This is a genomic window from Serratia sp. PGPR-27 (assembly GCF_022678525.1).
GTDB lineage: Bacteria > Pseudomonadota > Gammaproteobacteria > Enterobacterales > Enterobacteriaceae > Serratia > Serratia nematodiphila.
Window position 1 is genome coordinate 1 of record NZ_JALBYS010000094.1, and the last position, 261, is coordinate 261.

The window sequence follows — 261 nt, forward strand, 5'->3', positions numbered from 1 at the left end:
CGAGCGCATGCAGCTGATCGGCGGCACCTGGTACGGCGGCGAAATGAAGAAAGGCATGTTCTCGATGATGAACTACCTGCTGCCGCTGAAAGGCATCGCCTCGATGCACTGCTCTGCCAACGTGGGCGAGAAAGGCGACGTGGCGGTGTTCTTCGGCCTGTCCGGCACCGGCAAGACCACCCTCTCCACCGATCCTAAGCGTCAGTTGATCGGCGATGACGAGCACGGCTGGGACGACGACGGCGTGTTCAACTTCGAAGG

The 261-nt window shown here is 61.3% G+C and carries 1 protein-coding gene; it reads left to right on the forward strand.

Translation table 11 applies throughout. From position 1 onward, the window contains the following. Positions 1 to 261 (forward strand): phosphoenolpyruvate carboxykinase (ATP) (locus MMS95_RS24155; protein WP_242142439.1); only part of this gene is annotated, 261 nt, incomplete at both ends.